Genomic DNA, 25,160 nt, shown 5'->3' on the forward strand with positions numbered 1-25,160 from the left:
TCTCCAGTTTAGGAGCATCCACTAAACAGTTTGAGCTGGGGGAAGGGAGACGGATTAAATACGCTATCTATTCCTGAATCATGCTCTAAATCCTTGTCTTCCACCAGGATTTGCTCATCATTTTCTTCCGCACTTTTATTGCGGGGTGAGGGTACTGGGGTAGTAGTAAAAGGGGTCATGTAGGCAGGTTGATTGCCGTGCTCGAGATTGGGGGCATAGGCTTTGGGAAGTAAATTTTTACCGATTAACTCTTTAATAAATGCCTTACAAACAATCAATTCATCTTTGTTTCGGGTTACGGTGAAATTCTCCACTGGAACCCCCTTATTTTCCAGGGAAATTTTAAATTGATCAAAAGCTAATTTTAAAATACGGATGATCTCCTGAATATCCTTGTCATGGTAGAGTAAAAGATCAGGTTTGGGGCGAATAGTTAGTGCGCCTATCCCATCATCATTGCCAAACGAAAAAAATTCAGTGATTTCTTCAAGGTCAAATAAATCCATCGCAACTTTATCTTGTGCAATTAATTCATCTTCTGTGGGCACATTCAAGGGCCTGCTTTTGAAAGGATTCCCAGGTTTCATCCCTGCACGGTGCGACGCAAGCGCCAGAGCCTCGATGATAAGTTTGCTACTATCTGAGTATTTTAAATCAGGCATATTACTCCATCGTCATGCACCAAATGATTCAAGCTCATATAGTAGCAAATCGCCTTAACTCTTTTAACTCTTGCAATGATTATTTACATTTTCTTAACCATTCATGCGGTTATTTGCGTGTTTTTTCTGATGAAAAAAACAGTTCGGCTTGAAATAGTTAAGTGTGCAAGTTACTTCTCTTGATTTCAAAAATCCGATATAAGTTCAACGGTAACAATAAAGAATGCAGAACAAAAATCGGATACAGCGTGCTTCCAAGCGCATATAAAATAAATGCCACATTGGAACAAATTGCGATAAGACGTAATGTCAAAATCCTTTTGACATAAAACGTCGCTAACACCAAACAGGAGGCAACATAGCCTATAATTTCGATCGTTGATTCCATTTCAACTCCCAACTTACAATCCATTCCTATTCAACATACACCGAGTATGCGCGACTCGCAAGTGTCCTAAGATTTGTAAGTTAGTTGAAATTATGCCAGCTTTGGATAAAGATCCACCAAAAATCGAAAATCCAATTCGTGGCGGTGAATCAACATTTATAAGGGAAGCGGAGTGGATGAAGATGCAATCGGCGGCATGACAACTCGTTCATTAACAAAAGTAATCGCTTCTCGTTCAAATGTCGTTTTCACTGCTGAAAGCACTTCATCGCGCACTATCGCCAGATCATTTTTCGACCAATACAATATTTTAAGCTCGACACCGCCCCTATCAATCATCTGCGATAATAAAATCTTGGTGCTGGGGGTAGGCAAAATATGGGTACATTCCTCACAAATTTTATAGAGTAACGATTTAATTGTATTTACATCATGTACCGAATCAATGCGGAGTACAATTTCATCACGTTTTTGGGGATAGGTACTCAAGTTTGTAATTTCCGATTTAATTAAACCTTCATTGGGTATACGAATCAGACGATTATCATTGGTTTTGATTTTTGTAGACAGCCAGTCAATTGCCTCGACTGTCCCTTTAATGTCTTTAAAGGAGATCACATCGCCAACTTGGAAAGGCCTTTCAAATAAAAGGAAAACGCCGCTTATGAGATTGGAGGCAGCAGTTTGTGAAGCAAAACTCAAAGCTACAGTAAACAAGCCTGCTGTACTTAACAGGATAGTCAGTTTAAATCCCATTTCATGCAATGCTGAAACAGTAAACAATAAAAACAAACCGTAAAAAACAACTCGACTGGACAACAGAGCATGGTGCTTTGAAAATCGATTTTCAAATAATCTTTCAATCCAATGACTTATTTTCTTTGCAAAAAAATAGCCAAAAAAAATCAAAAACAAAGCAAAGACGAGACGCTCCCAATCCATCTGTTTTAAATAGGCAAGTGTGTGTTCCATAATTAGACTCTAATAAGACATAAGAAAACCAAAAATAGTATCAATAATCACCAGCAGATACCATAATCATTTCCCAGAGACTTACCTCAACCCCCAGCACCTGCGCCCCTACCTTCATCACCTACGTGCCCTATTCTCACCACCAATGCGCCCTATCCTCCTTTCTGCGTGCCGCGACTTGTTCGCAGCATCCACAAAAGAGTCAACCTTAAAAATAAAGCAAATAAAAAACCCACAAGCATATGCCGTGGGTTTAACATTTATTCGCTCAGCTTAATAACAGGATTGCTGTAACCAACAATGTCCATATCTATTGCAGACGCGCACAGTTTGGCAATTATCGTTGTAGTAATAATCATTATTATAATAAGGAACCCCTATAACGACACCAGGTCCCCACCAACCGCCGCCCCAGCCGCCATAATACCCACCCCGATAATAGCCGCCGTGATAGTATCCACCGTGATGATAACCGCCATGATAATATCCACCATGATAACCACCGTGGTGATAACCCCCATATGCAAAGCTTGCTCCAGCAGTAAAAAGGCCGAGAGCAAAAATTGTAACCCCTATGATTTTATTCATAATATTTCTGCTCATGATAATTCCCATTTCTAATGTCCATAAATTAAATTATAGCTTAAATATGCCTCAAATTTATCGTGTATGTCGATTTTTTGTCAAGGTAAATAGGTATTTGATATGCACCTAATAAAAAGAAATAATATGCCTTGATTTTTATACTTTGGAGAATGAATGCAACTGACTCAATTTACAGATTATTCGTTACGTGCTTTAATTTACATTGCAATTAGAAGGACTACTTGCACCATTCAGGATATCGCTTGTGTGTATGATATTTCCCACAATCATCTGATAAAAATAATCCATAATTTATCCAAGCTGGGCATTATAAAAACCATTAGAGGGAAGAATGGCGGCATTATGATGGCAAAAAATCCCGCTGAAATAAATTTAAAAACACTTGTGACGAAACTCGAACCCCACTTTGATCTGGTTCCTTGTTTTAATAAGGAAAAAGCCAATTGTTGCATTGCACCCACATGTAAATTAAGAAAGATTCTTCTTGATGCACAAGAAGCCTTTTTTTCGGTTCTCGAACAATTTAGTCTGGAAGATATCATTCATAACAAAATAGAACTTTATCCGCTGCTCAATTTAACATCCAAAGGAGAGTCCGATGCACGAAATAAAACTCAAACGAATTTATGAGCATCCTGAATCTTCAGATGGATTCAGAATCCTGGTTGATAAATTATGGCCGCGCGGAATGAAAAAAGAGGCTGCGGCTGTGGATTTATGGTTAAAAGATATTGCTCCCAGTAATGAATTACGCAGCTGGTTTAATCATGAATCTGCCAAATGGGAAGAATTCGAAAAGCGCTACAGGAAGGAACTTGGAGATAAAGAAGAACCCTTACACGCGATTATTACTAAAGCACAACATCACACCGTCACTTTGTTATACAGTGCCAGAGACGAACAACACAATAATGCTGTGGCCTTGCTGAACTTTATTAAGGAAAGAAAAAAATAATACGATTTGGTACTCATTTAAAGTTGTATTCAAAATGAAACTTAAGTATTATTATTCTATTTATATCAGCGGATAGTGGCATGACCGAGCTGAATAAAACACACATTGAAAAACTCGTCACACATTTTTACCAAAGAGTACAAAAAGATGAGGTCCTTGGCCCTATTTTTAATGATGTGATGCAGGTCAACTGGAATGAACACATTCCTCTGCTTTGCCAATTTTGGAATAGCGTGATGCTTAAAACCAACGAGTATCATGGTAATGCCTACCAAAAGCATATTTTGCTAAAACAAGTTTTCCCTATCGAAGAACTTCATTTTAATCGTTGGCTTAATTTATTCCAGGAAGAAGCGGTAAATCATTTGCCTGAGGCTTGTGCACAAGAGGTTTTCCAAAAAGCCACCCTAATTGCCGAATCTTTAAAATATGGAATGCTGAGCCAAGAAAAGGGGGCTAACCATGCTTAAGCCATTAACCCGTGATATTCTAATCACTTTAGTGATTAAGATTAGCTTATTGATTTTATTATGGTTTGTTTGTTTTAAAAATGTGGAAAAACCACATCAAAGCAATGAGCAATGGCTATTAGGTTCTGTACAAGAAAAAAAATAATTTCTTTCTTCTCTAAAAAGGCAGTTGTAATCTGTATGGAAGTAAAATCTGTATCCCGGAAAATGGAACATAGTGCTGCCCTGATTGACAGAGAATAAGGATTAAGTAAGAGACTTTGCAAATTGAACAAATCCTGGTTAAAAGCAGCTTCAGGCCATTGTGGCTACAATTTGCAGCAGACTCCAAAGACTTTATTAATACATTACATATGAGGTGAGCAATGATTCCTGGCAGTGACCTGGTTGATCTTTCCCGTTTACAGTTTGCTCTAACTGCGCTTTATCATTTCCTTTTTGTCCCGCTCACGTTGGGCTTGTCGTTAATTTTAGCGATTATGGAAACAATTTACGTCATGACGGGGCGTGATATTTGGCGACAGTTGGTTAAATATTGGGGAATTCTCTTTGGTATTAATTTTGTTCTTGGGGTTGCAACGGGACTCACCATGGAATTCCAATTCGGGACCAATTGGGCCTACTACTCTCATTACGTAGGCGATGTTTTCGGTGCACCATTGGCTATTGAAGGCCTTATGGCTTTTTTCCTGGAGGCTACTTTTGTCGGTTTGTTTTTCTTTGGTTGGGATAGATTAACCCGCCTGCAGCATATGTTTTGCACCTGGATGTTGGCTTTAGGAACCAATCTTTCCGCATTATGGATTTTAATCGCCAATGGATGGATGCAAAATCCGGTTGGAGCAGAATTTAATTTTCATACCATGCGCATGGAAGTAACCGATTTTGCTGCAGTAATGTTTAATCCGGTCGCTCAAGCCAAATTCGTGCATACAATTAGTGCAGGCTATGTTACAGGCTCTATTTTTGTATTATCCATCAGTGCCTATTTCTTATTAAGAGGCAGAAATATCAACTTTGCCAAACGGTCAATGACTGTGGCTGCAAGTTTTGGCCTGGCATCTGCTTTGGCAGTGGTGGTATTAGGTGATGAAAGCGGCCGTCTGGATAATGACAATCAAAAAATGAAATTCGCTGCCATAGAAGCGATGTGGCATACAGGAGCAGCTCCTGCCCCGCTTACTGTATTTGGTATTCCCGATGAAAAATCAATGAAAACTGACTATGCAGTGGATCTGCCCTGGATATTGGGAATCATTGCTACCCGTTCATTCACAGAACCTCTGCAAGGAATTTCTGAGTTAATCGAACAAGGAAAAGAGCGAATCAAGGAAGGTATTCTTGCCTATGAGGCATTGACCCGATTACAAAAAAATCCTAATGACGTACAAGCCAAAACTGATTTTACTGCTCACAGTAAATTTTTAGGTTATGGATTGCTGTTAAAGAAATACACGGAGAACGTAGTGGATGCATCGGAAGAGCAAATCAACAAGGCAGCCCAGGATTTAAAGCCTCGAGTAGCCCCCCTATTCTTCTCTTTCCGGATTATGGTGGCTTGCGGATTCTATTTCATTCTATTATTCGCAACAGGCTTCTATTTGTCGATGAAACGTAAATTACACACAACCCGTTGGTATTTGCGTGCGGCATTCTATGCCCTTCCCTTACCCTGGATTGCTGCCGAATTGGGTTGGGTCGTTGCAGAGTATGGCCGGCAGCCATGGGTAGTTCAGGATATCCTGCCCACTGCTATGGGGACGTCTTCTTTGAGTACCTCACAAGTATTAACTTCAATCACAGGTTTTATTCTTTTCTATACGATTCTTGCTGTGGTAGAAATTTTCTTGATGGTTAAATACATCCGTCTTGGCCCAGATAATATGGCTCACTAGGAGAATTCACTATGCCTTTGGATTATGAAACATTACGAATTATTTGGTGGATGCTGCTTGGGGTACTCCTGATAGGGTTTGCGGTCATGGACGGATTTGATTTAGGTGTCGCCATCTGGTTACCCTGGCTTGCTAAAACAGATATTGAAAGACGTATATTGATTAATAGCATTGGTCCAACCTGGGAAGGAAACCAAGTCTGGTTTATTCTCGGGGGTGGAGCAATATTTGCCGCCTGGCCCGCTTTATATGCACTTTCTTTTTCGGGTTTTTATTTTGCAATGCTCCTCGTTTTGCTGGCATTAATTTTACGTCCAGTAGGATTTAAATATCGTTCAAAACTATCAAATAATCGCTGGCGCTCTTTTTGGGACTACGCGCTCTTTGTTGGTGGGTTCGTTCCTTCATTAATATTTGGTGTTGCTTTAGGAAATGTGCTTCAAGGCGTTCCATTTCATTATGATGAATATTTACGGCCGTTCTATACGGGCAGCTTTTTCAGTTTGTTGAACCCCTTTGCGCTACTATGTGGTTTGCTGTCCGTGTTGATGCTTTCCATGCATGGGGCTTTTTTCCTGAACCTGAGAACGGAAGGATATTTGCAACAACGCGCCCAGAAGGCTGGCAGGCTATCGGCTCTACTCACTTTTTTACTTTTTATTGCGGCCGGAGTTTGGCTCAATTATGGCATTGATGGCTACAGTTTAACGAGTGCTTTAGCTCATGATGGTCCATCAAACCCTCTTTATAAGTCCGTGCTCCGCCAACCAGGGGCCTGGTTTTCCAACTACTATAATGCTCCAATAACTCTATTGGCCCCAGGCGTGGGAATCTTTGGGGCTTTATTAGCACTATTCGCTGCGAAACATGTGAAAACCGCTTTCATATGCAGCGCGCTTTCGGTAGCCGGAATTATTGCAACCGTGGGGGTTAGTATGTTCCCATTCATACTACCCTCCTCGTCTAATCCAGAGCAAAGTTTGCTCGTCTGGGATAGTTCTTCAAGTCAGTTAACTTTATTTATCATGTTAGTAGCAACTGTGATTTTATTACCTGTAATTTTACTCTATACAGCTTGGGTATATCGGGTGTTACGAGGAAAAGTAACTGAGTATACAATTAATAAAAATCAAGATACGGCCTATTAGGAGGTTTTTATGTGGTATTTTTCCTGGATTTTGGGTACTGGTCTGGCCTGTTGTTTTGCAATCTTAAATGCAATGTGGCTTGAACTTGATGACAGCGACAAAGAATAAACGAGATATTTCGTTACCCGGGACAATTCCCGGGTTTACTTAATCAGATCTATAAAGCACTTATAATCCAACCCAGCGGATAAAGTCCTTACATGCATTTAAATTTACAGGGGATTTCCCCTCAAAATAGACTGTGAAACTGCTTGCAGGACTATTTTCGCGGGCTAAACCATCATTGGCTTTAATTTCTTTTATTTTACCTAAATTGACAATTTGCATTTGCGTTTCATAATAACCACCCCGAACCACTTTAAGTACAGGAATTACAAAAAGAATTGAATTAATCCCTTCATTTGCCGCTGCTGCACCTGCAGGATTCTGATGAGCCAAATAATCAAGCTCCTTGGCATCCAGGGCAATATACTCAGCATTATTAATTTGACGCCTTAACATTCGTGACAATGGAGCTGTGGTATGAAATACACGTTGATATGTATCTGCAGAGATAACTGCAACAGGTTTCGTTTCCGCATGCTTCCCGCCTTTATAACCGCTGCCTACAAATAAAATCGGCTCACGATGCTCATCTGGAGGAGATAAAGGAATTTGAATTGTTGAGTTTGTCGTGTATTGATCAGAGGAATCTTTATCACAATTTAAAAATTTTGATTTGGCAAACCACGCATCGCTAGGGTAATAAATCACCAATAACGATTTATCCTTGATGGTATTGATGATGGCATTAGAGTTTTGCAAAGGGAGTGCAGGACATCCCCAACTTCGACCTGGCCTTCCATATTTTTTAATAAACCGCTCCTCGACATACCACCCGGAATGCATCACAACAGCTCGTCCCGATGCATTGTCATTAAAATTACGATCCAAACCATCCAGACGTAATGAAAGGCCATCACGCCCATAGTAAGCTTCTTGCGTTTGATAAACCCCTATACTGCTTGCTTTGCTGTTAAATTTATTTGAAAAATAATTAGTAAGTAAAGTTCCGGATTTAATACCGTGGGATACATAGGTATGAAACAACAGTTTTTTTGCATTTAAGTCAAAAACCCATAGGCGTTTTTTATTAGAGGGTAATGAATAATCAATCAACGTTAAGATATTATTATGGTCCACGTTATATTCAATAGCACATTTTAAACTGGTCAGTACTTTATTAATAACGAGTGGATTTAAATTTGGTGCTTCATGAATCAACATCAACTTCATGTCGTTTAATGCTTGTTCATTGATTTGCAGAGAACTTGAATATTGTGCTGTTTCACTGATGGAATGGCTGTTGTCATTTATATTTGCGGGGGCCTTGGAAACTCCCAATGACAGTTGCGGAAAGTAGTTACTTGTTACTGCGAGTAAGAGTAACAGAAAAGAGCCCATGATTTGTCCTTATTGTATTTATTCAAATCCTGTTATTTCTAATATAGCTCAAATTTTTTAATGCAACGGGTATTTTTTCTGGAAAGAATTGATTATTTTTTATCGGCTTGAATACATGAGGGACGCTGGGCTTTTAGCCCAGTGCCTAGTGGTTTACATTGTTTTTGCTGGAGTTTGGGGGGAAGTTTCCTGGTTTTCCTCATATTTGTAACAAATACTGGTTATCGCGTTCGATAGATGCAAAGCTGCCTTACCCATATTAACCGCTACCGAATTGGAGGAGCAACCGGAGGTAACTCCTGCATATACAGTACCCATACCGGTAAAATTGAGAGCGGCATTACCTATACTGGTTAAGGCGTTGTCATTACTACTGAAGGTCACTACATTAAGTGCACACATTGCGATATCAAAACCATTTTCCCAAACGGTCTCCGGGTTAGATATAAGATTATAAGCAGCCATCATTAGCGCAAGTCCATTTAAGACTTGCATGCCTCTACGCACCCTGTTTTCCGGGTTAAAAAATCCTAACATGATAATCCTCCTTAATGCAGTTAAATTCGAACAAACTTTAAACATGAAGTTATTAAAAATCAAGCACTTTATTTAGTAATTACACATACGATTACCAAATGCCAAAACAAATTAGCATCGAGTAAAACTCATCTCTTTAAATAACTGGGCAATAGGCTATATAATTTGCGACATTACTCAATGGTTGATTGTTCAACCACTCTGGTAAAGGATAACAATGTTTCAATCAGCCCTAATAATTGCATTAATGATGTTTAGCCTGGTCACACACGCAGTCCTCCCTGCCGATCCCATTCAGCACTGTCTCGACGTTAGAAGACTTGCAGACTTTACCACAAGACAGAAAATGGCCGCTAAAGAGCCAGGGGTATTGCGTTTTAAATTCCATAAAATATCCGCATCAGAACTGCCCCTGGATAATCCTGCAGGCAATATGGACGAAGTCATTAAAGCCTTAAATCATCAGATCGAAAATTGCAATAAAAATCGGGCTGAATTTCACACAATTACGATTGCCGGCACTCAATTCAAGCGTCGGGAATGGTGTCTTGATACCAATAAAAAAATGCTTGCCCTCGCCAAAGCCGCCCGTGGTGATTTTCAAAAATATTTATCCGCCATTAAAAACCAATTTGAGTGGTATAAAAGTGACGGTTGGCCAGAAAATCATGCAGGATTTAAAAAAGGCGATTTTCAATTTACCGCCTATTACGCACCCGCACCAGTTGAGGCCCGTAGCAAACGCGGCGGTCCCTTCCTGTATCCTATTTACAGCAACCCGGGCGTTGTCAATGTAGCTTCAGAATGCAAAAAATATAATTTAAAAGCGCCTCTGTGCGGTATCGATCCCCTCACTAAAACCGTGCGTGGGTTTTGCCTGAAAAATGCTGATGGGACCTACTCTGCTGTGCCAGATCGAGAAGAAATAGATCATGGGGCTTTAAATGCAAAATATGTAATTGGCTACGTCAAGGATCCGAATGATCCGGCTTTCTTAATGCTTGAAGGCTCAGGTTCATTAATTCTGGATGGGAAACTGTTCCACATTAATTATGACGGTGCCAACGGCAGACCGCGCACCATGCTTGGCCGTATTGTCCAGTGCGCACAAGACCCAACTTGCGGGGGCAACATTGATAATATGGAACGTTGTGCCAAGGATCCAAAATGCCATGATGAAGCCAAGTTGCGCTGCAATGTGTCTAAAAAAATCAAACAAAGTGCTGCATCAGAAAAACAAATTCGCCAATTTCTGGATGCCCCGCAAAACCGCAATAAAGCTGCTGACTTGCGAAACAGGGATCAAAGCTATGTATTTTTTGTTAAAGAAGACGGTGGACCTTATGGCTCAGAAAATATTTCCCTCACACCTCATGCTTCATGTGCCACCGATCACAAAGTAATCCCTATTGGAATGAATTTTATTTATAATTGCAAAAAATCTACTTCCTGGTGTATAGCCCAGGATACAGGCGGCGCCATTATGGGAGCTCATGTTGATGTCTATAAAGGTGAAGGCGACTATGCAGGCGTAGAAGCGAATCAGTTAAATCATACAGGCTCTTTGTATGTAGCCCTTCCAAAGCGTGGATAAAATCAGGGAAAAGCTTTTTTTCCATCAGAGGATAGAGTTTTAAGCTGCTAAAAAGTATTGTTAAAAAGTGTATGGCGGATTTCGCTCCCTGATTTACATACTGAAAATAGTTTGCTCTTCCTCTTGTTCTTTTTGCTTTGCCAATTCGTCATGAGGCTGCGTTTTTTCAGCCCATAGACTGGATAGATTGTTGATTAATAAACGCACTGCCCGCTTGCTTGGCTTGACATAATGCCTTTTTTCCTCAATAAGTTCCTGAGTTTCCAATATTAATTGAGTTTTCATATAGATTTTAAGCGAATCATCCAGATGGGGTGTACTCTCGATTTGGCGCATCCTCTGATTTACAGCCTGTTGATATTCACTGGCTAATTGTCCTATTTTTGCTTGCAAAACAACCGCATCATCAATCATTTTTGCTGTCTGGGTTTTAAAATAAGCAAAGTATTGAGCTAAAAAATTGCTGATTTTTACCAGGAAGCCATTATGCAAATGAACAAACTCACGTAAAGTTTGGCTATTTCCCTGAAGGGTATCAAGAACAAGTAAATTTTGTTTTATAGTAAACAGTAAATTGCGGCAACTCTGCACTGCATCTTTAATTGAATCATTAGCTTTCTTTAAAAGGACAAGGTGCTCAAGCCTTTCATTTTTTATTAATTGAAGTAATATTTCATCCTGACTGAAAGAACGATGATTAATAATATTAATTTGCCTGTTTTTCTTGTCCAATTTGCTTTGTAAATCCAAAAATAATTGGTTTGCAAAAGTCTTGAAATTCCTTTTACACTCACTTTCTAAAGAAGCAGGCAATGTAGAGCCAATTATTTCCTGGACTGATTGCGGAGTAGTCGTTCGATAAACAGCGGTAATTGGGGTGGCCACCCAACTCACCCCATGAATTACTCCGGAAGACAGAGTTGGAGATTCCACTGAACATTTAAGTTGTTCTATTTTCTCAAGAAATTCTTTCCTTTGGTGCTTTTCCGTTTCTTCTAAAACAAATTGAAAGGACTCTTTCTCATCTTCCAAAAGTTCTAAAAAATTTTTTCTTCCTATAATTTTTTTATCATTTTCATCTATTGCCGCAATTAATTTCCCCACTTTCTCCATTTTTTCATCAAGTGCATTTTTTAATTTTTGCAGCATGATTAAACTGACAAGACCTGAAGAAGCTTTTTCTATATCCTCTTCCAGCACAGTAAGGCTATCAAAAATACTTTGCTTGGGTAGCTGGTTTTTACTTGCAATCAGAGGTTTACCTTCTCCCGGGGCCTGGGGTTTTATTTTGTAAAAATCAGGGGATCTGAGTAGTTTTTTAGTGGTTGAGGGAGTAATACCCAATACCTTAAGATAGCGCTGGTTTAAGCGCTCCTTCGCAGGTTTTAAAGGATCATTATCGGCCTGAGAAAGCTTTTCTAGTTGCGCTACCCCCTTTATTTTCTCTTCTGTTTTTTGCAAAAAAGAAAGTATCTTGATTTTGATTTCACCCAGATCAAAAAAAACCGAGACCAAGAGTCTCGCTCTCCAGTCCTTTTCTACTTGCATAATTCCTTGCATCACTATATGAAACAACATGTAGGAAGAAAGCAGAAAAGATTGGTAGTGTTGTTTGTCTGTGAACGGTTGGGTATTTAAGCGAAATAATTCTTCAATATTTTTAATTAAAGTAAGAACATTCTCTTTAGTATTGTTTTTCCAGTTCTGATACACCTCGGAGAGAATCATACTGGATTGCGTAAGTAATTTTTTTTCTTTGACCGCATTTTCTGAGAGGTGGGAAATTGCTTCATCAATAAACAATTTGGCAAAAACCACCGTTCCAAAAGATCGCGCTTTAAATTGCTCAAACTCTTGGAACTTTAGCTCAGCCTGATCTCGAATTAACTCAAAACTCTCTACTGAGCTTACATAATCACTAATCAACAGTGCAGATTTTAATGCATTTTGCTCTGCATCGAATTGGCTGCCGCGCCATTGTTTAAAACGTTCGCTTTTACTCTGCATAGTGATTAAGGGAACTCATGGAAGGGAACTTAAATCATTCTACAAAAAGGCAGATTAAAATTAAACTGTAATACTTATCAATTTATTTTAATACGCCAGAGAAAGTATCCACAAGAAGTAATGCACACTCCCTTAAAATCAGCTATGCTAATTTTTATCTAGCAAGGTGAACAATAAATGTCGTCAAAAAAAGGAATTTATCTCTTTACCCTTATTGGCTTACTCCTTGGATTGGCTCTGGATGGATTGATCCGGGAAGAAATAACTAAAGTATTCGATTACGCATTAATCAGTCTTTTTGCCTTGTTATATGTACTGGCTTACAACGAAAAAAATTGCATCCGCCTGGCGGCAAGCAGCTTCCTTGTCTCTTTGATCCTGTCACTGCCCATGCTTCCGCTGAATGCGGGGTTTACTCCCTCACACTTAGAGCATTGGTTTACTTTCTTGGGCGTCTTGCCAATATTTGTCTATGTTGGACACTCATTTCATTACGCCTACCATCAGGATAATACCTGGCATGTCAGCTACAACAGTTTGTTTGCTGCAGTGTGGAATACTATTCCTCTACTTTGTATTGCAGGTATTTTTTCAAGTTTGGGTAATTTGCTGATCTTCCTGGGTGCTTTTATCTTCAGGACCGTAGGAAGTGATTACCTATGGAATTTATATTCCAATGACATGCATTTTCGTTTGATTTCTAATGTGACCTTGTTCTTTATAGGGTTAAGTGTTGGCCAACAGAATATTAAAATTATATACAGCTTACGTTTTTTAATGTTAAGGATGATGTATTATCTCTTTCCTTTCCTGGCGTTGATAAGCATTGTCTATTTTCTCCTTTTTTTAAGCCATGCCTTAATGAACAATGAGGAATTCATCAATCCCCTCGCTATTTTAATTCCGCTTACGTGCTTGGGGATTATATTTTTTAATGCCTATTTTCAAGATGGAAGCGTAGAGTCAGGGGCTTCTTTCTTGCTTCAGTCCTTACTGCGCGTTTATCGGGTAATTTTATTTCTCTTAATCTTAATGATGACCTATAGGATGTTCCGATTTTACTCCCTGGACAGTAATGTCGTTATTGTAATTCTAACAGAGGTATTGTATGGCCTGACATATGCCGTGACCGCATGGCTTTCTGAAAGCAGGGAACAAAAATGGGTAAGGATAGGTAACGTGAGTGCCGCGTTGTTTTTTCTAATTGGAGTGTTTCTATTCAATATTCCTTATATGCCTATTATTTTTCAAGTTGGTGGGTCACAATCAACCCTATTAACCACACTATTTCAGTAGGTGACCCGGATTTTTCCCTATAACTACTGCGCATCCGGTGTAGGCCTGACATTACCTAAGCGGGTATTTTCTTCAACTACCTGATTAACGAACGTATTTCCATAACCAATCCAACAGCCTTTTTTTATAGTCGTTCCTGGCCCAATTGCAGTGGACATACCGATAAAAACATTTTCTTCGATGATTACAGGGGCAAGAAAAAGTAAATTACCTACATCAGAGTGACAACTTATTGACACTCCACTGCCAAGAGTGACATTTTTTCCTATAGTGATTAAAGGACAATCTACAAAGTCGACATCGAATGAATTGACTATCTGAAAAGAAACTTTGGCACCCAGGGCACGCCAGTAGAAAAATTTTACACAATTAAACGTTTGTAACAAAGGAGCCAGACCGATTATTTTTGCAGAACGAGTCAGGGCAAAATGACAAAACCAGGCAAAAGTCATTTTATTCATTTCGCGTTTATAGCGACCGGGTTTTAAACGAGGCAAACATAATCTAATCACTGCAACAATTACAATAAACGAGGTAAATAAAACAAAGGGCGCCAAAGGAAGAACCAACCAGGTCAATGTATAACCATGATAAAGAAACAATCCTGTAATACTGAATGCAGCCACACCAGGCATTAAACTAAATAAAATAGAGACCAAATCAATGATGATAAGCATGGAAGCTGATAATTCGGTCTTCCCGGGAGCCTTTTTTACCTTGTTTTTCTTCTTTTCAGTCATTATTTTGAGCTCCTATTTTCATACTCAGGCCGAGGTTTACTCAACCTAAATTTTTTAATAAATTTAGCCATGAAGTGCAGAAAATCTTACCGCCTATTTTTCTCTGATTACACGCTGAGATATCAGCTTGGGTTTGGTCTGCGCATGACTATCTGCCATTAATTCCTCTTTGGGCAATTGCAACAAAACCATGGGGAGCACTTCCTTAGTAATCACTCCATGGGCATAGGGTTCATTGATGTTGATTAAGGCCTCATGCATTTGCTCTAATAATGAAGGAGGAATTTGTACCGTATCATCGGTAACGAAAACAATTCTATTTCCGAGGCTATTACGGGCAAAATACCAATAAGGTTCTATTTCAAAAGCAAGATCACCCAGCATTTTCTGCAATTCCTGGCCCGAGATAGAACAGTTTTCCAATTTAATCATTTGACTTTTATAACAAAATTCCAGCCGGGGGGCTTTATTTAAAAAACCAGTACATTTCACCACATCCTTTAGCCGATACCGAACAAAACCCATTGCTGTAGTTAGGAACACTTCATAATTTTTACCTTGTTCCAATTCCCAGGGTTGGAGAAGATTTTCTTTTTTAATGCTCTTTCCCTCTTCTATAAACTCGACAATATGGGCACCGGGATGCAAATAACCTCCTGGTTGGTCGTCTATAGGAACGGTAAGCCATCCTTCAGTAGCTGATAAAGTACCATCCACCATAGAAACGCCTTCTCCCAGCACTTTTTGCAATTGCCGGGCTGGATACTCGCAAAGACTGGAAATCCAGCACCCTATTACATTTAAAGAGGGCCAAAACTCTTTGAAAGAGCGTGGCTCCTTTAGCGCTAATTCACGTAAATACCGTCGGCGTTTTCGGGTAATTTTCACGGGTGGTAAAAAATCAGGAACCATTTTTTCACCCAGCAAATAAGGTAATAAATGTTTAAAATCTTTAAGGCAACGCTCAAATAAAGTTTCTATAACCATGGGGGTCACTGCAAATAGAGCACTGAGGTCCGTCGCCAAAGCGTATAAAGCCGACCATTGGGCATAAACTTCAGCGTTATCGAATAGTTCATCAGGCATAGCATAAAAACGTTTAATAAAAGAAGGTAAATTTCGATAATTAAAATTACTGATCCATCCTGAGGGGATGCCTGCCGGAGTCAGTTTATGCGCATCAACCGCGACCAAATAGGCTATTTTTTCTTTAAATAACCCATGATAGTGCTGGGCCAGAGTATAAATATAGGGCGGCATCGTTCGCTGAAACTGAGTCTGAAATGATGCAGTGATGGGAAAAAATTTTCTAACTCCTGCAGTACCCGAAGTTTCTGACCAAAAAATTAATTTTTCTCCATTAAATGGCTGAACTTGACTGTGCTGAGCCGTCAAAAGATCTTCTTCATAATCTTCGTAAGTGGTAATGGGAAAATCATTCAGGGTTAAATGCTGTAAATTGTTTAGCAAAGGCTGCCAGTAGGCGGATTTTTTTAATAAAGGAACAACTTCTTCATTCCATAAGCGTTCACGCGAACGCTCGGGATGCTTGGTATCCTCAATAAAATCCAAGTATTTTTTTCGAGTAATCGCTGCAATAAATATTCTTTTCCAATTCATGCCTAATTATTAACCAAAATGAAGGCGATAGGAAATAATAACCGCAAAAATTGAAGTTGGCGAGAAACTTTAATCAGGGATTTTTATAGGCAGAACCGAAAACAATCTTTTGTTTTTATAAAATTGGGATAAGCACCCCGCCATAGACTCTTGCCATCGGCTTTCAATAGCTGAAGAAGAATCCAACTGATTAAGAATCAATTGAATGGCTAAATGAATCCAGTCATTACCAAGGAATTCTTTAGACATAAGATCCTGATTGCAATGCCAAAAATGCAGGCAACAACCTGCTGCAAAAATCCAGCAATACTGCTCCGCTAAACGAAAAGCTTGTAGACTACGTGGATCCCATAGTTTTTTCTCATGCAAAGAAAGGATCTCTTGATCCAGACGATTAAGTTCAAAACGAACCGCATCAATTAAGGGATTGATTTCTTTAGATTTTAAAACAGACAAACCCGCTACAATGTCATCCTCAGTATGAATGAAAAGACCTAGGCGATGAAAAGAAAATTCAGGGCAAATGCAGTTAAGGTTAAAAATCGAATCCATTTGCTGGAGCGAGCCTGGATGCGAGTTTCCCCTCATCTTTGCTTGCGGTAATAAATTCCCTGCAATTACCGATAAATTTACCTGGCTGCTTCCATCAAATAACCCAATGACTGAAATATCGCGTCTTATCTTTTGAAACATGGACCATTCGGTTGTACGTAAATAGGCACGCGCCCCCATGACGATGGCACATTCATCAACTATTCTTTCAGCAATTTTGGGAATCAGAAATTTGATAATGGCAGACCAAAAAGATAATTTTTCAGGAATGATTGAGCACGCACGAGCGACGGCTAAAGCAGTACAATCAGCAATCAACAACTGCGTAAACTGTTCCGCCAATCGTTGTTTTACCACTGGGATTTCAAAAGCTGCCTTGCCATAGAGTTGTCTTTGCAGACTAAAAGACAGCACTAACCGCAAAGCAGTATCTGCCGCACCCACAGAAAAAGCAGCACATAAAGTTCGTGAAACCTGCAAGGTTTTATAAATAATTTCCAAGCCGCGTTGTTTAGGACCAATCAATGCATCTTGAGACAAATAAACCTTTTCCAGGGAAAAACCACTGATATCCAATCCTCTAACACCAAGGGTAGGAAGTTTGGGAGTGGGCAGAAATCCTGATTGAATTGCAGATTTATTGAGAAAAAAAACCGAGAAGCCCAGAGGTCCGCCCCCTTCATGAGTACGGCAAAGAAGGGTAATGTTCTGTCCTTCCGTAGCAAAATTAATGCACCATTTTCTTCCGGTTAATTCCCAACCATTGCCTAGAGGCAAGGCCGCCACTTCATTGGCCATAATATCCGAACCATGTTCTTCCTCAGTCAAGGCACACGCGGTAATCTCACCGCGACGAAAAGAAGCAATCAATTCTCCCTTTTGCTGTTCATTGCCTGCAATCCATACAGGTAAAGCACCCAGAAACGGCAGGCCCAAAGCGATACCTGTAGTTAAGTCGCGCCTGCATATTGACTTTACCAAAAAATACCCCACATCCAGGGAAACCAATTGACCACCAAGACTTTGAGGGATTAGATATTCCATAAATCCCCATTGCTGAATGCATTTAATTTGCTTCCAGGCGAGCACTTCTTGCTCATCAAAATGCAAACTTTCTTTAAAGTTGACGGGGCTGGCCTTTGTTTCAGGGTTCCCCAAATATGCTTCAAAAGAATGAATTAATTGGAGCAAATCAGAGTAAGAAGACATAACGTTCCTTTCAAAATTCCAGAGTAAATAGCTCCCCGCTTCTTCAAAAAGAAAAAGGAGACCTTCACACAATAGAATGTCGTGCAAGGGGAAGATCATCCATCTTGCGATATAAATATTGCAAATGTTGACCTAATCGTGCGCGTATTTGTTCCGGGGTAATAATTTCATCAATTAAACCTGATTCATAAGCATCTTTTAAAGAAGGATCAAGATTGAATCCAGCTTCTTCCTGGGACTTAACTTCTACAGACTGTTGACCGTCGGTATCTTGAACTTTTTTCGTGGTATCTTTACCCATAACGCCAAGGCTTGCAGTCTCCAACGCTAAAACAAGATCCCCCTGTTGCGAAGCAGTTTGCATCATTAGAAACGCAGCAGCACCATAACACTTGCGCACAACCACACTCATTCTGGGTACCCGGGTTTGCATTGCAGCGCACAATCTAGCCCCATGTTGCAATAAACCTTTTTGCTCTTCGCGTTTACCTGGCATAAATCCGGGAACATCAATTAAAGTGAGTATGGGAAGTCGATAAGCATCGCATATACGGATAAATTTGGCAGCTTTTTGTGCAGCATCGGAGTCGATCGCACCACTAAATCGAATACTCTGATTGGCCACAACTCCCACTGCATATCCATGGATGCGTACAAAAGCGCAAATCATGGCTTGTCCATACATACTTTTATAATGCCCTACCTCTGAATTGTCCACAATCGCCTGAACTAAATCGAGCATATTAAAGGGTACTCTGGGATCCACAGGAATCTTGGGTACAGCATGGAGTGGCTCCATGATGCCATGAACCGGCGGACATTCTCCGCTATGTGAAGGAAAAAAATCGAGCATTTTTTTCACATGGCTGATTTGAGCGCTGATACTGTCATCAATAAAATCAGCAATCCCTGTGGTACTTGCATGCATTGCGGTACCCCCTAATTCACTCATACTGACTTTTTCACCAATTGCTTGTTGCACTACCATGGGACTGGTAACCATTAAATAGCTGCGATGTTTGTTAAAAAAAAGCAGATCCATCAATACTGCAGAATAAGCAGGCGCACCCAAAGTTGGGGCAACGAGAATTGCAAACTGTGGAACAAGTCCCGATAACTGAATATTACGTGCGATAATTTGTGTGTATTCATCCCCACTTAACAAATTTTCTTCAAGGGAAATACCCGGGGAGGCTAAAAAAGCAATTATGGGAATACATAAATCCTTGGCCCTATCCATAAGGCGGATAATCTTTTTTGCACCTTGACTGGTGATATAGCCTCGATTAACCGAATGGTTGTGGGCATATACCGCAACAGGCCTATGGTTTACTTTAGCCAATCCTGTAATCACTTCAGCCCCGAATTGCAAATGGGTTTGATTATCAGAATTGTACTCAACTGATAATGGAAGAAAACTATGCTCATCAATGAGGCTTTCTATCCATTTCATCGTGGTTTTATCAACAGACGATGAGGACATAACATACCCAATCTCAGGTTAAATTTATATAAAATATACACTTCGTAACTTGAAGGGTCAATTTTTCCTAAAAAACAGCTATAATAGGGTACTTAAAATTTTTTTAACGACTTAGCCTAAACAGTAAGGTCGCGAGACAATAAAGGAAATCTATGGAAATTTTGCACCCCAACATTCGGTTTGAAATAACCGCTTCCTCCTGCGTTCTTCCAGACTCCCCCCCTGTCACTAATCTGGATATTTTGCAAAACTTTCCTAGAACCTCAAGTCATTCTTTATCCTTTTTAGAAAAATTTGCTGAAAAAATCGGCGAAGAATTTGGTTTCTATTCCCGCTATTGGTGTCATAAACCTTGGGAATCTTTGGATAATTCCAGAGGGTTGACCGCGGAATCCCTAGCCATTGAATCAGTACAAAAACTTCTGGCGCAGTACACACCCCAAAAAATTGATGCTTTTTTGTTGGGCTCTACAACCAATAAACGATTTACAGGTTCTCAGGCTGCAGCTGTTCTTGGACACTTAGGGCTTGACGCCCCTGCCTATGATTTAAAAACAGGTTGTTCCACTTCATTGTCTACACTTCATCTCGGCTATGCTTTAATGGCTTTAGGCTACAGCAATATTCTGGTTTGTTGCGCCGAAACTTTATCGAAAGTAATCGATCCTGAAAATGAAAAAACCTGGATAGGTTTAGCTGATGGGGCTGCTGCGCTATTCATGGAAAAAAAGGCCACCGGTTCCTTCACAGTGGAAAAAACCTTCTTTTCTACTGAGGGAAAATATGTTGAAGCATTCACAACCCAGGGAGTTTTTCCACCCACCAAAGAACAAATTGATACCCCAGGTTACCATCTCATTGGCGATGAATCGCTTATGAAAGAACTTGCTTACACCAAGTATCAACAAATACTGAACAATTTATTACCCACCGAAGAAGATAGGAGTGCCATCACTTGGGTTATCCCTCATCAGGTGAACCGCAAATTAATTACCCAGCTTCTTCAAGAAAATCAGATGGAAAATAAATCGATTATTTGGGATTCTGATGCAATCGGTAATATTGGCGGGGCTTCGGTACTTTATTCTTTGGCAAGAGCTGTCAATGAAAAAATTTTTGACCAGCCGGGAAAAATTCTGCTGATGAGTGTCGGAGGCGGCCTTTCCTATGCCGGGCAAGTACTTCAATTCCATAAACCTTGAGGTTCGGTAATGAATCAAGAGATTTTCCACAGTATCTCGCTCGTAGAGGCTATTCAATACAGAGCCATTCATACTTCAGAGAAGAAGAGTTGTACTTTTCTAAACAGAAATCTTGAAGAAAATATGACTTATGCTGAACTGGATGAACGGGCAAGAGCGATTGCTGCGCAACTCCAATCCCAGGGAGCAAAACCTGGAGACAGGATTCTATTACTGTTTTCCCCGGGCCTCCCATTGATTCAAGCCTTTTTCGCTTGTCTTTATGCCGGTTGTATTGCTGTACCCATTTATCCCCCTGCTCAAACAAAATTATTGGATAAGGCTCATCGCATTATTCAAAATGCGAAACCTGTATTGGCGATTATGACAGCAGATCATTTAGGCAAATTTGCCACGCTGAATAAAGAAGGAAAACCCCTTTTGGGAAATGTTCCCTGTCTGGTTATAGACGCCGTGGAATTACAGATGAGTTCTCTATGGAAACCACCACTTATTCGGGAACATGACATAGCTTTTCTGCAATACACCTCAGGCTCAACAATGCATCCTAAGGGAGTTATTATTACTCACGGCAATTTGCTGGATAATATTCACAAAATATCCCAAGCCTTCCAATTAAACGAAGAATCTATTTCCTTCAGCTGGCTTCCACCCCATCATGACATGGGATTAATTGGTTATATTTTGACCCCTATTTATGCCGGTGTTCCAACTTATCTGATGTCCCCATTTTCTTTTTTGCAAAATCCGCTTTCCTGGCTACAAAACATCAGCAAGTATAAAGCCACCATTAGCGGCAGCCCTAATTTCGCTTATGATTACTGTGTTAAACGCATCAAGGAAGAAAAAAAACAAGGTTTGGATTTAAGTTGTTGGCAAATTGCTTCAAATGGGGCAGAACCCATTAGAAAAGAAACATTGGAACATTTTTACCAAGCCTTCAAAAATTATGGATTTCGCAAAGAGACCTTTTATCCTTGCTATGGTTTGGCTGAAGCGACACTATTAGTAACGGGTAATACCCCGGGTACCCCCTATCGCACCCTTAATCTGGCAAAGGAGCACTATCAGGATCATCAGGTCCACTTTGCTGAAGAAGAAAATTCTCGAAGCCACAGCCTGGTCAGTTGCGGTAAATTCAGGCAAAAAGTAAAAATTGTAGACCCTGAATCTCTCACTTTATGTGGCCCGGATCAAATAGGCGAGATTTGGGTACAAAGTGCCAGTGTAGCTCAAGGATATTGGCAACAAGATGAGGAAACCCAACATGCATTTCAGGGGAGAATCCACAATGATCCCACAAAGCAAGTCTATTTAAGAACCGGGGATTTAGGGTTTGTACATGAAGGGGAATTATATGTGACAGGTCGCATCAAGGATTTGATTATTCTTTATGGTAAAAATCATTATCCCCAAGACATAGAATATTCCATTTTGCATGCCCCCATTCATGAATTCCTGGGGAAATGTGCTGCTTTTGTTATGCAAACGGATCATGAATATGAACTTACTGTCATGTGCGAATTAAAAAATCGCTCCATGCCGCCTGAAGAACAAGACATATTATTCAATACTATTTTTGAACTGGTTTACCAAAATCACCAGCTTGAACTTCATAATATTATTCTTATCCCGCCTAAAGCAATGCCGCATACAACCAGTGGTAAAATTCGACGTAACTTTTGTAGGAAATACCTACTGGACAATACCCTGCCAATTATCGCGAGATGGCGATTGAACACGATTGAGGGTTAAGATCATGCACTTTTTGAATTCAGATTCTCCAAACAAAATCGCACTGGACTTTACAGGACAGCCTTTAAGTTTCGCTGAATTGGAAACAGCCATCCATAAAATGTCTTTGCAGTTTAAAAAACTGCCTTCTGGAATATTGCTTTTGCAAGCAGCACCCAAACCACTGTTTGTGATTCAATTATTGGCAGCCCTGAATACAGGAAAACCCATAGCTCTTTACGGTGAGGAACTGACAGGAGATAAAAGGACTCTGTTAGGTACGAGTATAACTGTTAATGAGCTGGGTGAACTGTCAGATATACAAGAAAATGCCTTGATAACACCTCATCCCGAGCTTGCGTTGGTGCTTTTTACTTCTGGAAGTACAGGGCAAATGAAAGCGGTGCAACTTTCATTAAAAAATATCATTGCCAATTGTCGGGCGGTCATTGACTCTCTTAAGTTTCGCGAAGTTGAGGATCAATTATTATTTTTACCCCTGTCCTATTCTTTTGGTTTACTGGGTCAATTGCTTCCTGGATTAATTACCGGTATAAAAACACAACTCATCTCTCAATTTACGGATCTCAAAGCCCTGTTGGAGAGCGGTGAAGTTCCTCAAATGTGGAGTGGAGTGCCCTCTCATTGGGTAGCTGTCACTAAAATGGCTGCTCTTTTCCCCGAAAGTGCAGGCAAAATAAAAGCAGTGGTCTCAGCAGGTGCTCCTTTGAGCATTTCTTTACGAAACCATTTAATGCATACATTTCCGCGCGCAACCGTTTACAATAATTACGGTTTAACCGAAGCATCCCCGCGTGTACTTACCTATTCCAGCAAAGATCCATTATTTCTCGAAGATTATGCCGGCTATCCGGTTGGTGATTGGCAAATACGATTATCAGATGCCCAAGAATTACTCATTCAAGGCAGTCAATTAATGTTGGGATATCTGGGTGAAGAAAAACCAACGCGAATACAAGATGGATGGTTTTTTACCGGTGATTTGGCAGAGGAATTGCCTTCAGGGTTAATTGCCATTAAAGGACGCCTGGATGAAATCGTAAATATCGGTGGGGAAAAAGTAAATTTAATTGAGATAGAGCATAAAATTTGTCAAATTAAAGGAATTCGAGAAGTCATTGTCTTGCCTTTGGCTGACGAACTCTATGGCTTCCGTTTACTGGCCTGTCTGGAACGAAGCAATTTCAGCGCTAATATCACCGAACATATGCTTTCCGAACAATTAAAAAATCACTTTCTACCCAAAAAACTACCCATAAGTGTGCGCTTTTTAGAAAAATTGCCACGAAATCCACACGGGAAACTTGATCGAAAAAAACTACTTTTAAGCCATAAGGATAAACTCCATGCTCACTGAACGAATCCGCAAAACTCTAATCAAGATTGGACTGCCTCAGCTTCCCCCGGATCCCTCCGCTCCCCTGGAGCAGGGAGGCCTCGACAGCTTAATGCTAGCCCTGCTTATTATCGAATTGGAGCGCGAGTTTAAAATTAAAATTCCAGTAATGCCTTTGGTAAAGGAACGTTTTGAATCGATAAGCAGTATCGAGAACCATCTTAATGAGTTGGGGGCAAAATGAATATCCTGATAACCGGAGGCTCCTCAGATATTGCCCAGGCTATAGCCAAACGCAGACTGCAAGCAGGTGACCGGGTCATTATTACCAGCTCCACGGAAGAAAGCCTGGATAGAACTTTAGCACATTACAAACAGCTGGATATGCAGGTGAAGGGTCTGGTATACAATTTCTCCAATCCCGAACACAGCAAGGAAGATCTGGAACATCTATTACAGGATCCCATAGACGGTATAGTACTTAACGCCTTTACTCGCGTGAGCCAGCTTCGGAAATTACACGCCTTATCCTATCCGGCATTACGTAATTATATAGATGCAAATTTACATGGTAACATTTGGTTGATTCACCAGTTATTACCTGCCCTGTTGGCTAATAAATTTGGCCGTTTGATTTTGGTTTCCAGCCTTTCTGCAATTAATGGTACCAGCCGTTATGGTGCTTATTGTGCGAGCAAAGCCGCATTGGAAGGATTGTTTTTAAACCTGGCAGTGGATTACAGTGCCAATAATATTTTATCCAATATAGTGCGTGTAGGTTTAATTAAGACCTCCAGAACAGAACAATTTTGGAAAAGACCTGCTTATCAAGAAAAAATGGCCCAGATTATCCCTCAAGGGATGATGGGCGAAGCAGCACAAGTAGCAGAAGCCATGGATCCCTTGTTGTCCAGAACATCCTTTATGACGGGCTCCGTAATTACAGTCAGTGGCGGGTTACCTCTTATGCGTTCCGAAGGAATACTCTCATCATGAATTTATTATGTGCGGAAAAAAATATTTACCTCAAAGGTCCCTTTACTGCGTTGCCAGAAAAAATTATGAGCAACCAGGAAGTGCTTGATTGGATGAATAGTACTCAAAGCCCTGCTTTAGTGAGTTTTTCCACCGGGATTCGCAACAGGCGGTGGGCCAATGAAGATATAGCTTGTAGTGATTTGGCGGTACTTGCTGCTGAAAAATTATTTGCAGCAAAACCCACAGAAAAAAACAAAATCAATCAAATCATTCTGGCCACTATTTCTGGAGACTACCCCGCACCACCAACCA

General features: G+C 40.2%; 25 protein-coding genes and 1 pseudogene. 15 read left to right on the forward strand and 11 right to left on the reverse strand.

All coding sequences use genetic code 11. The annotated features are described in order from the left end of the window. Window positions 1-8: 8 nt before the first annotated feature. From KYQ_RS12025 to KYQ_RS12040, 4 genes are all read right to left on the reverse strand, one after another. Complete coding sequence (locus tag KYQ_RS12025; RefSeq protein WP_010654512.1) at window positions 9-662, reverse strand: hypothetical protein; 654 nt, start codon at window positions 660-662, stop codon at window positions 9-11. A gap of 157 nt (window positions 663-819) precedes the next feature. Further along, window positions 820-1,050 carry a hypothetical protein gene (locus tag KYQ_RS12030; protein WP_010654513.1) on the reverse strand — a complete coding sequence of 77 codons (231 nt, stop codon included), beginning with the start codon at window positions 1,048-1,050 and terminating at the stop codon, window positions 820-822. A gap of 156 nt (window positions 1,051-1,206) precedes the next feature. Next, the gene (locus KYQ_RS12035) at window positions 1,207-2,022 is read right to left on the reverse strand and encodes a mechanosensitive ion channel family protein (protein ID WP_010654514.1); all 816 of its coding nucleotides are present in this window, start codon (window positions 2,020-2,022) and stop codon (window positions 1,207-1,209) included. Window positions 2,023-2,295: 273 nt separating this feature from the next. Next, entirely contained in the window at window positions 2,296-2,625 is a 330-nt protein-coding gene (locus KYQ_RS12040) for a hypothetical protein (protein ID WP_029489046.1), read from the reverse strand. Window positions 2,626-2,781: 156 nt separating this feature from the next. Between KYQ_RS12040 and KYQ_RS12045 the strand changes: the two genes are divergently transcribed. The 7 genes from KYQ_RS12045 to cydX all read left to right on the forward strand — a co-directional run bounded on the left by KYQ_RS12045 (window position 2,782) and on the right by cydX (window position 7,204). After that, entirely contained in the window at window positions 2,782-3,258 is a 477-nt protein-coding gene (locus tag KYQ_RS12045) for an Rrf2 family transcriptional regulator (protein ID WP_010654516.1), read from the forward strand. Then, complete coding sequence (locus KYQ_RS12050; protein ID WP_010654517.1) at window positions 3,227-3,583, forward strand: DUF488 domain-containing protein; 357 nt, start codon at window positions 3,227-3,229, stop codon at window positions 3,581-3,583. Before KYQ_RS12045 ends, KYQ_RS12050 begins: the two co-directional genes overlap by 32 nt. Window positions 3,584-3,663: 80 nt before the next feature. Next, complete coding sequence (locus KYQ_RS12055; protein ID WP_010654518.1) at window positions 3,664-4,053, forward strand: group III truncated hemoglobin; 390 nt, start codon at window positions 3,664-3,666, stop codon at window positions 4,051-4,053. Beyond that, a complete protein-coding gene (gene cydP, locus KYQ_RS19345) occupies window positions 4,046-4,198 on the forward strand; it encodes a cytochrome oxidase putative small subunit CydP (RefSeq protein WP_010654519.1) in 153 nt (50 codons plus the stop codon). Before KYQ_RS12055 ends, cydP begins: the two co-directional genes overlap by 8 nt. Before the next feature lie 220 nt (window positions 4,199-4,418). Continuing rightward, entirely contained in the window at window positions 4,419-5,948 is a 1,530-nt protein-coding gene (locus KYQ_RS12065; RefSeq protein ID WP_010654520.1) for a cytochrome ubiquinol oxidase subunit I, read from the forward strand. A gap of 11 nt (window positions 5,949-5,959) precedes the next feature. Next, window positions 5,960-7,096, forward strand: coding sequence for a cytochrome d ubiquinol oxidase subunit II (gene cydB / locus KYQ_RS12070; protein ID WP_010654521.1), 1,137 nt, complete (start codon window positions 5,960-5,962; stop codon window positions 7,094-7,096). Between the two features lie 9 nt (window positions 7,097-7,105). Beyond that, on the forward strand, window positions 7,106-7,204 hold the full coding sequence (gene cydX / locus KYQ_RS18925; protein WP_010654522.1) for a cytochrome bd-I oxidase subunit CydX: 99 nt from the start codon (window positions 7,106-7,108) through the stop codon (window positions 7,202-7,204). Between the two features lie 60 nt (window positions 7,205-7,264). On the opposite strand, the gene KYQ_RS12080 is transcribed toward cydX, so the two are convergent. Then, window positions 7,265-8,539 (reverse strand): murein L,D-transpeptidase catalytic domain family protein, encoded by a 1,275-nt coding sequence (locus KYQ_RS12080; protein ID WP_010654523.1) that lies wholly within the window; start codon window positions 8,537-8,539, stop codon window positions 7,265-7,267. 153 nt (window positions 8,540-8,692) lie between these two features. Next, window positions 8,693-9,076 carry a hypothetical protein gene (locus tag KYQ_RS12085; protein ID WP_010654524.1) on the reverse strand — a complete coding sequence of 128 codons (384 nt, stop codon included), beginning with the start codon at window positions 9,074-9,076 and terminating at the stop codon, window positions 8,693-8,695. Window positions 9,077-9,293: 217 nt separating this feature from the next. Between KYQ_RS12085 and KYQ_RS12090 the strand changes: the two genes are divergently transcribed. Continuing rightward, window positions 9,294-10,670 carry an MltA domain-containing protein gene (locus tag KYQ_RS12090; RefSeq protein ID WP_010654525.1) on the forward strand — a complete coding sequence of 459 codons (1,377 nt, stop codon included), beginning with the start codon at window positions 9,294-9,296 and terminating at the stop codon, window positions 10,668-10,670. Window positions 10,671-10,763: 93 nt separating this feature from the next. On the opposite strand, the gene KYQ_RS12095 is transcribed toward KYQ_RS12090, so the two are convergent. Next, window positions 10,764-12,677, reverse strand: a complete 1,914-nt coding sequence (locus KYQ_RS12095; RefSeq protein ID WP_019350133.1) for a hypothetical protein — start codon at window positions 12,675-12,677, stop codon at window positions 10,764-10,766. 177 nt (window positions 12,678-12,854) lie between these two features. On the opposite strand from KYQ_RS12095, the gene KYQ_RS12100 reads away from it, so the two are divergent. Continuing rightward, window positions 12,855-13,973 carry a hypothetical protein gene (locus tag KYQ_RS12100; RefSeq protein WP_010654527.1) on the forward strand — a complete coding sequence of 373 codons (1,119 nt, stop codon included), beginning with the start codon at window positions 12,855-12,857 and terminating at the stop codon, window positions 13,971-13,973. 23 nt (window positions 13,974-13,996) lie between these two features. Here KYQ_RS12100 and KYQ_RS12105 read toward each other — a convergent pair whose 3' ends face one another. From KYQ_RS12105 to KYQ_RS12120, 4 genes are all read right to left on the reverse strand, one after another. Further along, window positions 13,997-14,713, reverse strand: coding sequence for a DapH/DapD/GlmU-related protein (locus tag KYQ_RS12105; RefSeq protein ID WP_010654528.1), 717 nt, complete (start codon window positions 14,711-14,713; stop codon window positions 13,997-13,999). A gap of 93 nt (window positions 14,714-14,806) precedes the next feature. Further along, window positions 14,807-16,333 (reverse strand): GH3 family acyl-acid amido synthetase, encoded by a 1,527-nt coding sequence (locus KYQ_RS12110; protein WP_010654529.1) that lies wholly within the window; start codon window positions 16,331-16,333, stop codon window positions 14,807-14,809. A 69-nt stretch (window positions 16,334-16,402) separates the two neighbouring features. Then, a complete protein-coding gene (locus tag KYQ_RS12115; RefSeq protein WP_010654530.1) occupies window positions 16,403-18,094 on the reverse strand; it encodes an acyl-CoA dehydrogenase family protein in 1,692 nt (563 codons plus the stop codon). Window positions 18,095-18,158: 64 nt separating this feature from the next. Next, a complete protein-coding gene (locus tag KYQ_RS12120; protein ID WP_010654531.1) occupies window positions 18,159-19,577 on the reverse strand; it encodes an acyl-CoA carboxylase subunit beta in 1,419 nt (472 codons plus the stop codon). Between the two features lie 152 nt (window positions 19,578-19,729). Here KYQ_RS12120 and KYQ_RS12125 point away from each other — a divergent pair, with 152 nt between their 5' ends. The 6 genes and pseudogenes from KYQ_RS12125 to KYQ_RS19540 form a co-directional block, all read left to right on the forward strand. After that, complete coding sequence (locus KYQ_RS12125) at window positions 19,730-20,779, forward strand: 3-oxoacyl-ACP synthase III family protein (protein WP_010654532.1); 1,050 nt, start codon at window positions 19,730-19,732, stop codon at window positions 20,777-20,779. 9 nt (window positions 20,780-20,788) lie between these two features. Beyond that, window positions 20,789-22,534, forward strand: a complete 1,746-nt coding sequence (locus KYQ_RS12130; RefSeq protein ID WP_010654533.1) for a fatty acyl-AMP ligase — start codon at window positions 20,789-20,791, stop codon at window positions 22,532-22,534. 4 nt (window positions 22,535-22,538) lie between these two features. Continuing rightward, on the forward strand, window positions 22,539-23,891 hold the full coding sequence (locus KYQ_RS12135) for a class I adenylate-forming enzyme family protein (protein ID WP_010654534.1): 1,353 nt from the start codon (window positions 22,539-22,541) through the stop codon (window positions 23,889-23,891). Next, complete coding sequence (locus tag KYQ_RS12140) at window positions 23,881-24,114, forward strand: acyl carrier protein (protein ID WP_010654535.1); 234 nt, start codon at window positions 23,881-23,883, stop codon at window positions 24,112-24,114. Before KYQ_RS12135 ends, KYQ_RS12140 begins: the two co-directional genes overlap by 11 nt. Beyond that, the gene (locus KYQ_RS12145; protein ID WP_010654536.1) at window positions 24,111-24,866 is read left to right on the forward strand and encodes an SDR family NAD(P)-dependent oxidoreductase; all 756 of its coding nucleotides are present in this window, start codon (window positions 24,111-24,113) and stop codon (window positions 24,864-24,866) included. The genes KYQ_RS12140 and KYQ_RS12145 overlap by 4 nt, the downstream gene beginning before the upstream one ends. Then, window positions 24,863-25,160 (forward strand): annotated as a pseudogene (locus KYQ_RS19540) (ketoacyl-ACP synthase III); the annotation flags it as partial. The gene KYQ_RS12145 and the pseudogene KYQ_RS19540, both read left to right, overlap by 4 nt.

This window comes from Fluoribacter dumoffii NY 23, assembly GCF_000236165.1.
Taxonomy (GTDB): domain Bacteria; phylum Pseudomonadota; class Gammaproteobacteria; order Legionellales; family Legionellaceae; genus Legionella; species Legionella dumoffii.

Bases quoted from the DNA above. Each gene is read 5' to 3' on its own strand.
- KYQ_RS12145 (WP_010654536.1), top strand. From the start codon at position 24,111: ATGAATATCCTGATAACCGGAGGCTCCTCAGATATTGCCCAGGCTATA.
- KYQ_RS12040 (WP_029489046.1), bottom strand. From the start codon at position 2,625: ATGAGCAGAAATATTATGAATAAAATCATAGGGGTTACAATTTTTGCT.
- KYQ_RS12025 (WP_010654512.1), bottom strand. From the start codon at position 662: ATGCCTGATTTAAAATACTCAGATAGTAGCAAACTTATCATCGAGGCT.
- KYQ_RS12115 (WP_010654530.1), bottom strand. From the start codon at position 18,094: ATGTCTTCTTACTCTGATTTGCTCCAATTAATTCATTCTTTTGAAGCA.
- KYQ_RS12110 (WP_010654529.1), bottom strand. From the start codon at position 16,333: ATGAATTGGAAAAGAATATTTATTGCAGCGATTACTCGAAAAAAATAC.
- KYQ_RS12125 (WP_010654532.1), top strand. From the start codon at position 19,730: ATGGAAATTTTGCACCCCAACATTCGGTTTGAAATAACCGCTTCCTCC.
- KYQ_RS12130 (WP_010654533.1), top strand. From the start codon at position 20,789: ATGAATCAAGAGATTTTCCACAGTATCTCGCTCGTAGAGGCTATTCAA.
- cydP (WP_010654519.1), top strand. From the start codon at position 4,046: ATGCTTAAGCCATTAACCCGTGATATTCTAATCACTTTAGTGATTAAG.
- KYQ_RS12045 (WP_010654516.1), top strand. From the start codon at position 2,782: ATGCAACTGACTCAATTTACAGATTATTCGTTACGTGCTTTAATTTAC.
- KYQ_RS12035 (WP_010654514.1), bottom strand. From the start codon at position 2,022: ATGGAACACACACTTGCCTATTTAAAACAGATGGATTGGGAGCGTCTC.
- KYQ_RS12050 (WP_010654517.1), top strand. From the start codon at position 3,227: ATGCACGAAATAAAACTCAAACGAATTTATGAGCATCCTGAATCTTCA.
- KYQ_RS12100 (WP_010654527.1), top strand. From the start codon at position 12,855: ATGTCGTCAAAAAAAGGAATTTATCTCTTTACCCTTATTGGCTTACTC.
- KYQ_RS12120 (WP_010654531.1), bottom strand. From the start codon at position 19,577: ATGTCCTCATCGTCTGTTGATAAAACCACGATGAAATGGATAGAAAGC.
- KYQ_RS12030 (WP_010654513.1), bottom strand. From the start codon at position 1,050: ATGGAATCAACGATCGAAATTATAGGCTATGTTGCCTCCTGTTTGGTG.
- KYQ_RS12090 (WP_010654525.1), top strand. From the start codon at position 9,294: ATGTTTCAATCAGCCCTAATAATTGCATTAATGATGTTTAGCCTGGTC.
- KYQ_RS12065 (WP_010654520.1), top strand. From the start codon at position 4,419: ATGATTCCTGGCAGTGACCTGGTTGATCTTTCCCGTTTACAGTTTGCT.
- KYQ_RS12135 (WP_010654534.1), top strand. From the start codon at position 22,539: ATGCACTTTTTGAATTCAGATTCTCCAAACAAAATCGCACTGGACTTT.
- KYQ_RS12080 (WP_010654523.1), bottom strand. From the start codon at position 8,539: ATGGGCTCTTTTCTGTTACTCTTACTCGCAGTAACAAGTAACTACTTT.
- cydX (WP_010654522.1), top strand. From the start codon at position 7,106: ATGTGGTATTTTTCCTGGATTTTGGGTACTGGTCTGGCCTGTTGTTTT.
- cydB (WP_010654521.1), top strand. From the start codon at position 5,960: ATGCCTTTGGATTATGAAACATTACGAATTATTTGGTGGATGCTGCTT.
- KYQ_RS12085 (WP_010654524.1), bottom strand. From the start codon at position 9,076: ATGTTAGGATTTTTTAACCCGGAAAACAGGGTGCGTAGAGGCATGCAA.
- KYQ_RS12140 (WP_010654535.1), top strand. From the start codon at position 23,881: ATGCTCACTGAACGAATCCGCAAAACTCTAATCAAGATTGGACTGCCT.
- KYQ_RS12105 (WP_010654528.1), bottom strand. From the start codon at position 14,713: ATGACTGAAAAGAAGAAAAACAAGGTAAAAAAGGCTCCCGGGAAGACC.
- KYQ_RS12055 (WP_010654518.1), top strand. From the start codon at position 3,664: ATGACCGAGCTGAATAAAACACACATTGAAAAACTCGTCACACATTTT.
- KYQ_RS12095 (WP_019350133.1), bottom strand. From the start codon at position 12,677: ATGCAGAGTAAAAGCGAACGTTTTAAACAATGGCGCGGCAGCCAATTC.